This window comes from Helicobacter sp. NHP22-001 (assembly GCF_030270165.1).
Classification (GTDB): Bacteria; Campylobacterota; Campylobacteria; order Campylobacterales; family Helicobacteraceae; genus Helicobacter; species Helicobacter gastrofelis.
On the sequence record NZ_BSWS01000003.1, the window covers coordinates 138,628 to 145,919 of the forward strand.

Here is a 7,292-nt window from a genome sequence, read left to right on the forward strand (position 1 = left end):
TGAAAGGGCGGTATGCAACTTTGTTTAGCTTTGGACTTGGATTCCAAGCGGGCATGTTTAGACTTGCTAGAGAGCTTAAAGGGTTTTAAGTTGCTCGTAAAAGTGGGTTTGAGGGCGTTTGTGCGCGAGGGTCCTAGCTTCATTAAAGAAATCCAAAACATGGGCTTTAAAATTTTCTTGGATCTAAAACTACACGACATCCCAAACACCATGGCAAGTGCTGTCTTAGAATGCGCTCATTTGGGCGTGGAGCTCTTAACCTTGCATGCTAGCAGTGGCGCGCCAGCCCTTTTGGCGGTCATGGAGCAAGTGCAGGGCTTGAAACAGCGCCCCAAAATCTTAGGCGTTACTCTGCTCACCAGCCTAGATGAAGCGCAATGCCAAAGCTTGTATAACGCCCCCTTAGAGCAACACGCCCTGCACTTAGCCAAGTTGTGCTATGAGAGCGGGCTTGATGGCGTGGTGTGCTCGGTGTTTGAGAGTTTAGTCATTAAAGAGGCGACAAACCCAAAATTTTTAACTCTAACCCCGGGGATACGCCCCAACTTGCAAGAAGTGCAGGATCAAAAGCGCGTGGGCTCGTTGCAAGACGCTAAAACAGCCAAGGCGGATTTTATCGTGATTGGACGCCCCATTTACCAAGCCAAAGACCCCAAAGAAACGACCGCCCAAATCTTAGAAAGCCTAGAACATGCAAATTTGTAAAACACCCGTAGATTTACAAGCCCTAAAGGCGCAAAACATCGGCTTTGTCCCCACAATGGGGGCGTTGCACGCAGGGCATTTAAGCCTCATTGAGCGCGCAAGGGCAGAAAATGATTTTGTCATCGTGTCTATCTTTGTCAATCCCACGCAATTTGGCGCAAACGAGGACTTCAGCACCTACCCACACCCCCTAGAAAAGGACCTAGAGCTGTGCGCTAAGGCTGGGGTTGGCGCAGTTTTCACCCCACAAGCCGACAGCCTTTACCCCTTTAAAGAAGCCATTAGCTTAAACCCCCCAAAGGATTTATTGGGCTTTGAAGCGGACCTACGCCCCGGGCATTTTAATGGGGTCTTGCAAGTGGTTTTAAAACTCTTTAACCTCGTGCGCCCCACTAAAGCCTACTTCGGGCAAAAGGACGCCCAACAGCTTTTAATTATCCAGCGTATGGTGCAAGATTTATTCTTGCCCGTTGAGATCGTGCCTTGCCCCATTTTGCGCGACTTTGACGGCTTGGCTTTAAGCTCGCGCAATGTCTATTTAAGCCCAGAACAAAGGCAACTTGCCCTAAAAGTCCCCAAAGCCCTAAACACGATCCACGAAGCCTACAGGGCGGGCATCACGCAAGGCACCAATCTTTTAGCTTTGGGACAAGAAATCCTAAGTCCCCTTGAGGTGCAGTATTTAAGCCTCGTTAATCGGCAACTTATACCCCTGGAACACATCGAACCTAACAACAGCCTAATTCTCGTGGCTGTGAGAGTCGGCACCACAAGACTTTTAGATAATTTATGGCTGTGAAATGAAACGAGCGGATATAGACATTGTACTAGAAGTGCTTGAGGCGATCCAAGAACCCATAAGCCCTAAACACTTTGACCCGTATTGCCTACTACTAGTGGGAGATTTACCCCAAGACCATCCATCACAAAAAAAGAACAAAAAGCAAAAAGGACATCAAGTAGATCTACCCCGACATGGTGGGGTGGGTTTTGCTTGCAAGTTATGAGATCGACAAACCCGAACGCTACGAACCCGAATTTGACCCCATCCCTAATTTCCACACCCTAGACTTTGGGTTGTAGAAAGTGTTGTAGAGGCTAAAAATTATGGACATAGTTAATATAGGCAGCGATGTTGCGCTTTAAGGTGATCATTTGCGCCATGCCCACACCATAAGCATCATATGCCCCTACATAGTAAGGATCGGCAATGATGGGGATGCGCACACCAAACTCTAAGCCCCTATGCTTCTTAAAATTAGCCCTAAGACCAACATTGACAATCAATTGCACGAAAGTGGGCATGGTTGCGGCAGCAGTCCCTTGATAGACTTGGTTAGTGCTTTGGGATCGTTGGGAAAAATACTGATCCATTGTGGTGCATGTGGGCGTGCCTATGCCTAGATTATTTTGGTTTTGCCATAAGCAATTTCCGCTGTTATCATAACCCTTGCCCATAAACCACGAACTTCCCCCTGCCATCACACCAAAGAGCATGCCAAAAGATTTAAAGTGGTTTGCCTTAGGGTTGTCATAAAAGTTTAAAAGCATGTCAAGCCCCACACCATAGAAGAGATTTGCACTGGCTTGAGAGCTTGGAAGAGAAGGGGAGCTGCCGATGCCCTGCCCACTAAAAAATCCATAGAAGCGCATTCCAAAGCGTTTTTTCTTGCCAAAAAAATATTTATAACCGATCTGCAAATCTCCACCAAAAAGATTCCCACTTAAAAAGGTCTGTGCATTAGGGTTCGAGGAAAACAGCGCATTGAAGAATGTTTGCGAGGAGGTTGTGAGTGTTGAACCCACTAAAGATTGACCTAAAAAATGCGAATACTGAAAGCCCAACCCCACAAATGCGCCGTTTTTTTCTGCACTCAAAGGGTTTAAAGAAAAAGCCGCAAAAAAGCCTAATAAGGCAACCTTTAGAAAGCGGAGCTTTGACTGCTGACTGCTGACTGCTGACTGCTGACTGCTGACTGCGTATCATATCAAAAAATCCTTTATGAAAGCGAAATAAAATGAAACTAAAGTAAACGGAAAAATTTTATCAAATTTGTTTTAAACAATCAAGGACCTTAAGTCCAAGGATTTTAAAATGGTCTTGTTAGAAAAAACACACCATCTTTGATGAGTCGCCTTCGCGCCCACGCTGTGTAGGTTAAAGTGCGGTTGAGCGCACTACATCATTAAAAAGCGTTCCCACCCATCCATTTTTTTTAAGAACTTTTCATTAAATCCAACAACACATCTTTGTTGAAGCTTGGGGTGTTGAGTGTGGGGGGTTTTTTGAAAACCTGCTTTTGGCTCACGCTCTCTTGGATTGTGTTTAGGGCTTGCTTGATTTGCTCTAGACTCTCTTGCAACGCCGCTTTTAAATCCGCCCCTTGTGATAGCAAGTCTAAAGGGCTTGGGGCGTTTAGCTTAAGCATACTTTCGCCCAAATTAATGCTAAGGGTGCTGTTGAACAAGGCTTTACCCATGAATTGCGCCTTTTGCACCAACTCTTGCACGCTCTCAGCATTTAAGGTTTCTAACTTTAGGATTTTTTGGCAGGCGATTTGCAGGCTTTGCAACGCCCCGATACCCTCGTTAATCCCCTTGATTTCGTGGCTAAACTTCTCAATCTTATGTGTCTTGTGTTGGGTGTCTAAAATCTCCAAAGACTGCGTGTCGATCGCCCCCAAGTGTTTTTGGAGAGCCTGTAAAATGTCCTGTTTTAACATATCCATCCTTTGTTGCAAGATACAATACACAAGCATTTTTTATTCCTTAACACTTGGAGAGTTTTGGGTATAATGGCGCACTTTAGGTAGGATTGTTGATGAGATCTATTTTAATTTTATTGTTGCTTGTATGTGTATCTTTAAACGCCGCCTCTATCCAGGTCGTTAAGAAAGAAAGTGCCAAGTCCGCTCCCACCTTGCTTTTAATGGGGGGCATTCAAGGCGATGAGCCCGGGGGGTTTAATGCCACAGACATTTTCTTAATGCACTACAAGATTTTATCCGGGAGTGTGTGGGTGGTGCCCGTGCTAAACCGCTACTCCATGCTTAGAAACCATAGAGGCGTGTATGGGGATTTAAACCGCAAATTCGCTTATTTAAGCCGCAAAGACCCCGAATACCCCTTAATCCAATCCATTAAGAAAATCATCACCGCCAAAGAGGTGAGTGCAATTTTACACTTGCACGATGGCAGTGGGTTTTACCGCCCTCGCTATGAAAGCCCTCTTTTAAATCCTAGGCGTTGGGGCAACTCGTCTATTATAGACCAAGACGAACTGCCTGCGGTGCGCTTTGGGCATTTAAAACAGGTGTCGCAGGGCATTATCGCCAACATCAATAAGTCTTTACTAAAGCCCTTGCACCGTTACTACATCCGCAACACCCACACCGCACGGGGCAATGTAGAAATGGAGAAAGCCCTAACTTACTTTGCCATTAAGCATAAAAAGCCCGCCTTTGCCAACGAGGCGAGCAAAGAATTGCCCTTGCCCTCACGAGTGTATTACCACTTGCTCGCCATTGAGGGGCTTTTAAAAGAGTTAGGCATTAAATACAGCAAGGATTTTAATTTAAGCCCTGAGAACCTTTACAAACTCATCAATGACCCAAGTCTAAGCGTGGTGCTCAATAACAACACCATCTTGCCCCTTTATGGCTTGCGCAACCATTTAAACTTTTTCCCTCTTCCCAAGAACACCCCCATAGAGCAAATCCCCTTAAACTCTAAAAGCTATATTTTGGGCTTACTCCCCCGTCAAAAGCAAGTGTGGCTCAAATACGGCAATAAATTAATGACCCGCTTACACCCCCTATACCTACCCTTCGATCACAGCCTAAAGAGCGTCAAGCTAGAAATTGATGGCAAATTAGAGCAGAGCGCACCCGCTCGTATCATAGAGGTGCATAAATCCTTTAAAGTCTTGGTAAAAGAGGGCTATCGGGTAAATGTCATCGGTTACACCCACAATGGGGCGAGCGATGAAGCAGGCTTTACTATCCGCTACAAAGACCTAGACAAACGCTTTTCTATAGACGCTAAGGGACGGATTTACCGCATTGAGTTTTACAAAAACCAAGCTTTTAGCGGCATGGTGTTGGCGCGCTTTTTATGAGTCTTGCCTTTTGTATCCTTAAAGCATTAAAAGCCTTAAAACTCATAGACAACGCCCCGCCCCTATGGTGGCCAAATGCCGGGAGCGTTGAGGTTGTGCTAGGCGCAATCCTCACACAGCGCGCCAAATTTAGCAACGCTAAAAAGAGTTTAGAGCAACTCAAAAGCGCAGGACTTTTAGAGCAAGACCCCACTAAGAGCCTAGAAAATCTAGCCCACACCCCCCTCGCCACGCTTGCCCCCCTCATTGCCCCTAGTGGGTTTTACAACCAAAAGGTACGACATTTAAACGCCCTTAGCCAAAATATCCTCAAGGATTTCAACAGCTTTGAAACCTTCAAAGCTGAGGTGAACCGTGAGTGGCTGTTAGCCCAAAAGGGGGTGGGTTTTGAGAGTGCGGATAGCATTTTAAATTACGCCTGCTTGCGCCCCGTATTTGTCGTGGACACTTACACCTACAAACTCTTAGCCACTCTAGGCATGGAGATTGAGGACTACCACGCCCTGCAAGAGTTTTTCACCAAAGGGCTAGAACAGGATCTGCCCCAAGTTTTAGCGCTTTATGAGAACAAACTAGATCTAGCGGGCATTTACGCAAGGTTGCATGGCAAGATTGTGGCTTGCATGCAAGGAAAAATTGCGCTTAAACCCCATTTAGCAAATTTAGCAGATTATCTTTAGCAGTAGCATTTCTTGGATAAATGCGGTGGCGATTTGGCTTATTTGGTGTACTTGGTAGATGTGCAGAATAGGAGGGTGGAGCTAAAGGTCGGCACAAAGGCAGAGGGCTGGAATGAAAAAAGGCGAGCTTGAAGTAGGCGGAGTTATTGCATGCCCCCACGCAGGGGTTAGCCACATAAGACGAGAATCCTACCTCTGCATAGACTACCAAGATGATATATGTTTATGTGGGGGCAAAGAAGTCATTAAAGGAAGGGAGCGGCGTGGGGCTTTGTGAGCTTGCCCGTCAAGACTTGGACTATATCTTAAAGGGCGTGGATAAAATCAAGGTTATTAGTCCACACGCAGGCGAAGTTACAATCTATTACACCGCTAAAGAGGGCTTAGACGCGCCCAAATACAAGGGGCTTTAACCCATTTTTTAACCTTTCTTGATTTCTTGATGTAGACATGCTTTGTATTCGTGTGTCTTTTGCAAGAAAAAGCCTCTAGGAATGTTTCTACGGATATAAGTGGTGGTTTTCAAAACACTTTATTTAGCTATTTTATGTAATAATTTCATCTGCCTAGCACGCTTCATTGTTCTTTTCATTGTTCTTTAATACAAATTGTGGCATAGATAGCTCTGCTCAACTACCGGTGGTAGAAAGAGATGGCTGGCAGTGCCTTAATCTGCACCCTAAAACCACGCACAACTTTTAAGCTTTGGGTCGTTATTATAAGCTTTGTAGCGGTCTTCATAAGTCTTTTTGTTGTCGTTTTTATCAATGTAAAAGCCGGTCACAAGAAATACAGCCTCTCCTTTGTGCGCCCTTTGCAAAATCACCATAAAATCAAATCATAGAGCATAAGGCACAGCCTTATTTTCTTGGCTAAGTAGTAAAATAATTTGACATGGGGTTTTGCGTGATCTAAGATGGTTTGCCTAATCCATCCGATTCTGCAGGCTCTTTGTAGATCAAATGCCCTTTTATTCTCTTTATTTCGCCTTGTGATTAAATGCCAAAAGACCTATTCTTTTTGGTTGGGGCGGCCTGGGGGTTGTAGGGGGTCAATGTAAAGGCGATTAGCAAGGTAAAGGGGTGTGTCTATAAAGTCTTGCTTAAATTGTTGGTAGGCAAGCTCTACCATCTCTTCTTCACAAGCACATACGCTAAAATCTAAAAGCGGGTACATTAGGTGTTTTCTTTGAGCACGATTTTAAACACATTGAATTTATTCTCCCAAGGGGGTGTCCCCTTTTCGAGCTTAACCCCCGCCCACTCTTCAATTTTTTGGACGACATGGTTTTTAATGGCACTCTGGTGGGGGATGTCATCGCGGGCTTTGTAGGCGATCGCCCCTATGAGTAGGTCGGTAAGTTGGATGATTTGGGACTGGTGGGATTGGGCGGTGAAACATTGGGCTTGGATGGTGTTGTTGTAGTGGTGGTGCAACACTCTTTCTAACTCCCGCATCCGCACCGCACATTTTGAATCCTTGTAGTCTAGGTAAATTTTGATAGCGGTTTGGGGTTCTATGAGGTTTCTCAGCACATAATAAAACATTTTGTAATAGAAAATGTCTGGGTTACTTTGGTTATAGTAGTCGTGGGCGAGCCTTTGTTTATCTGGGATTAAAATGGCTTGAAAGCGTAGATGGACGCTGGAAAAGAAAAATTCTAGCAAGGCATTATAAAACCGTTCTTACAAACCTATAAAACCGCATAAAATCCTATAAAATCCTATCAATAGAAAAAAATTTTAAAGATTGCGGTTTTTGTTGTATTCCTGTTTCTACCATGCTGGTTA

9 protein-coding genes are annotated in these 7,292 nt (G+C 44.9%); 5 read left to right on the forward strand and 4 right to left on the reverse strand.

All coding sequences use genetic code 11. The features are described from left to right. The first annotated feature begins 12 nt into the window (after nucleotides 1-12). A complete protein-coding gene (gene pyrF, locus QSJ47_RS04315) occupies nucleotides 13-705 on the forward strand; it encodes an orotidine-5'-phosphate decarboxylase (RefSeq protein ID WP_221272294.1) in 693 nt (230 codons plus the stop codon). Then, the gene (panC, locus tag QSJ47_RS04320; RefSeq protein ID WP_285602545.1) at nucleotides 692-1,504 is read left to right on the forward strand and encodes a pantoate--beta-alanine ligase; all 813 of its coding nucleotides are present in this window, start codon (nucleotides 692-694) and stop codon (nucleotides 1,502-1,504) included. The genes pyrF and panC overlap by 14 nt, the downstream gene beginning before the upstream one ends. Nucleotides 1,505-1,803: 299 nt before the next feature. Here the strand turns inward: panC and QSJ47_RS04325 are convergent, their stop codons facing one another. Together QSJ47_RS04325 and QSJ47_RS04330 are read right to left on the reverse strand one after the other, a co-directional pair. After that, nucleotides 1,804-2,556, reverse strand: coding sequence for an outer membrane protein (locus tag QSJ47_RS04325; RefSeq protein ID WP_285602546.1), 753 nt, complete (start codon nucleotides 2,554-2,556; stop codon nucleotides 1,804-1,806). Between the two features lie 365 nt (nucleotides 2,557-2,921). Further along, nucleotides 2,922-3,428 (reverse strand): flagellar FLiS export co-chaperone, encoded by a 507-nt coding sequence (locus QSJ47_RS04330; RefSeq protein WP_221272297.1) that lies wholly within the window; start codon nucleotides 3,426-3,428, stop codon nucleotides 2,922-2,924. A gap of 98 nt (nucleotides 3,429-3,526) precedes the next feature. Between QSJ47_RS04330 and QSJ47_RS04335 the strand changes: the two genes are divergently transcribed. The 3 genes from QSJ47_RS04335 (at nucleotide 3,527) to QSJ47_RS04345 (ending at nucleotide 5,915) form a co-directional block, all read left to right on the forward strand. After that, complete coding sequence (locus QSJ47_RS04335; RefSeq protein WP_221272298.1) at nucleotides 3,527-4,822, forward strand: M99 family carboxypeptidase catalytic domain-containing protein; 1,296 nt, start codon at nucleotides 3,527-3,529, stop codon at nucleotides 4,820-4,822. Beyond that, the gene (locus QSJ47_RS04340; protein WP_285602547.1) at nucleotides 4,819-5,502 is read left to right on the forward strand and encodes a 3-methyladenine DNA glycosylase; all 684 of its coding nucleotides are present in this window, start codon (nucleotides 4,819-4,821) and stop codon (nucleotides 5,500-5,502) included. The genes QSJ47_RS04335 and QSJ47_RS04340 overlap by 4 nt, the downstream gene beginning before the upstream one ends. A gap of 263 nt (nucleotides 5,503-5,765) precedes the next feature. Next, complete coding sequence (locus QSJ47_RS04345; protein WP_221272300.1) at nucleotides 5,766-5,915, forward strand: hypothetical protein; 150 nt, start codon at nucleotides 5,766-5,768, stop codon at nucleotides 5,913-5,915. Nucleotides 5,916-6,513: 598 nt separating this feature from the next. Here the strand turns inward: QSJ47_RS04345 and QSJ47_RS04350 are convergent. Together QSJ47_RS04350 and QSJ47_RS04355 are read right to left on the reverse strand one after the other, a co-directional pair. Next, nucleotides 6,514-6,678, reverse strand: a complete 165-nt coding sequence (locus tag QSJ47_RS04350) for a hypothetical protein (protein WP_285602548.1) — start codon at nucleotides 6,676-6,678, stop codon at nucleotides 6,514-6,516. Then, entirely contained in the window at nucleotides 6,678-7,169 is a 492-nt protein-coding gene (locus QSJ47_RS04355) for a DUF3800 domain-containing protein (protein WP_285602549.1), read from the reverse strand. The genes QSJ47_RS04350 and QSJ47_RS04355 overlap by 1 nt, the downstream gene beginning before the upstream one ends. Between the last annotated feature and the right edge of the window lie 123 nt (nucleotides 7,170-7,292).

What these genes read in the sequence shown, in the direction of transcription:
- pyrF (WP_221272294.1), top strand. Translation starts at nt 13, where the DNA reads ATGCAACTTTGTTTAGCTTTGGACTTGGATTCCAAGCGGGCATGTTTA.
- panC (WP_285602545.1), top strand. Translation starts at nt 692, where the DNA reads ATGCAAATTTGTAAAACACCCGTAGATTTACAAGCCCTAAAGGCGCAA.
- QSJ47_RS04330 (WP_221272297.1), bottom strand. Translation starts at nt 3,428, where the DNA reads ATGTTAAAACAGGACATTTTACAGGCTCTCCAAAAACACTTGGGGGCG.
- QSJ47_RS04335 (WP_221272298.1), top strand. Translation starts at nt 3,527, where the DNA reads ATGAGATCTATTTTAATTTTATTGTTGCTTGTATGTGTATCTTTAAAC.
- QSJ47_RS04340 (WP_285602547.1), top strand. Translation starts at nt 4,819, where the DNA reads ATGAGTCTTGCCTTTTGTATCCTTAAAGCATTAAAAGCCTTAAAACTC.
- QSJ47_RS04350 (WP_285602548.1), bottom strand. Translation starts at nt 6,678, where the DNA reads ATGTACCCGCTTTTAGATTTTAGCGTATGTGCTTGTGAAGAAGAGATG.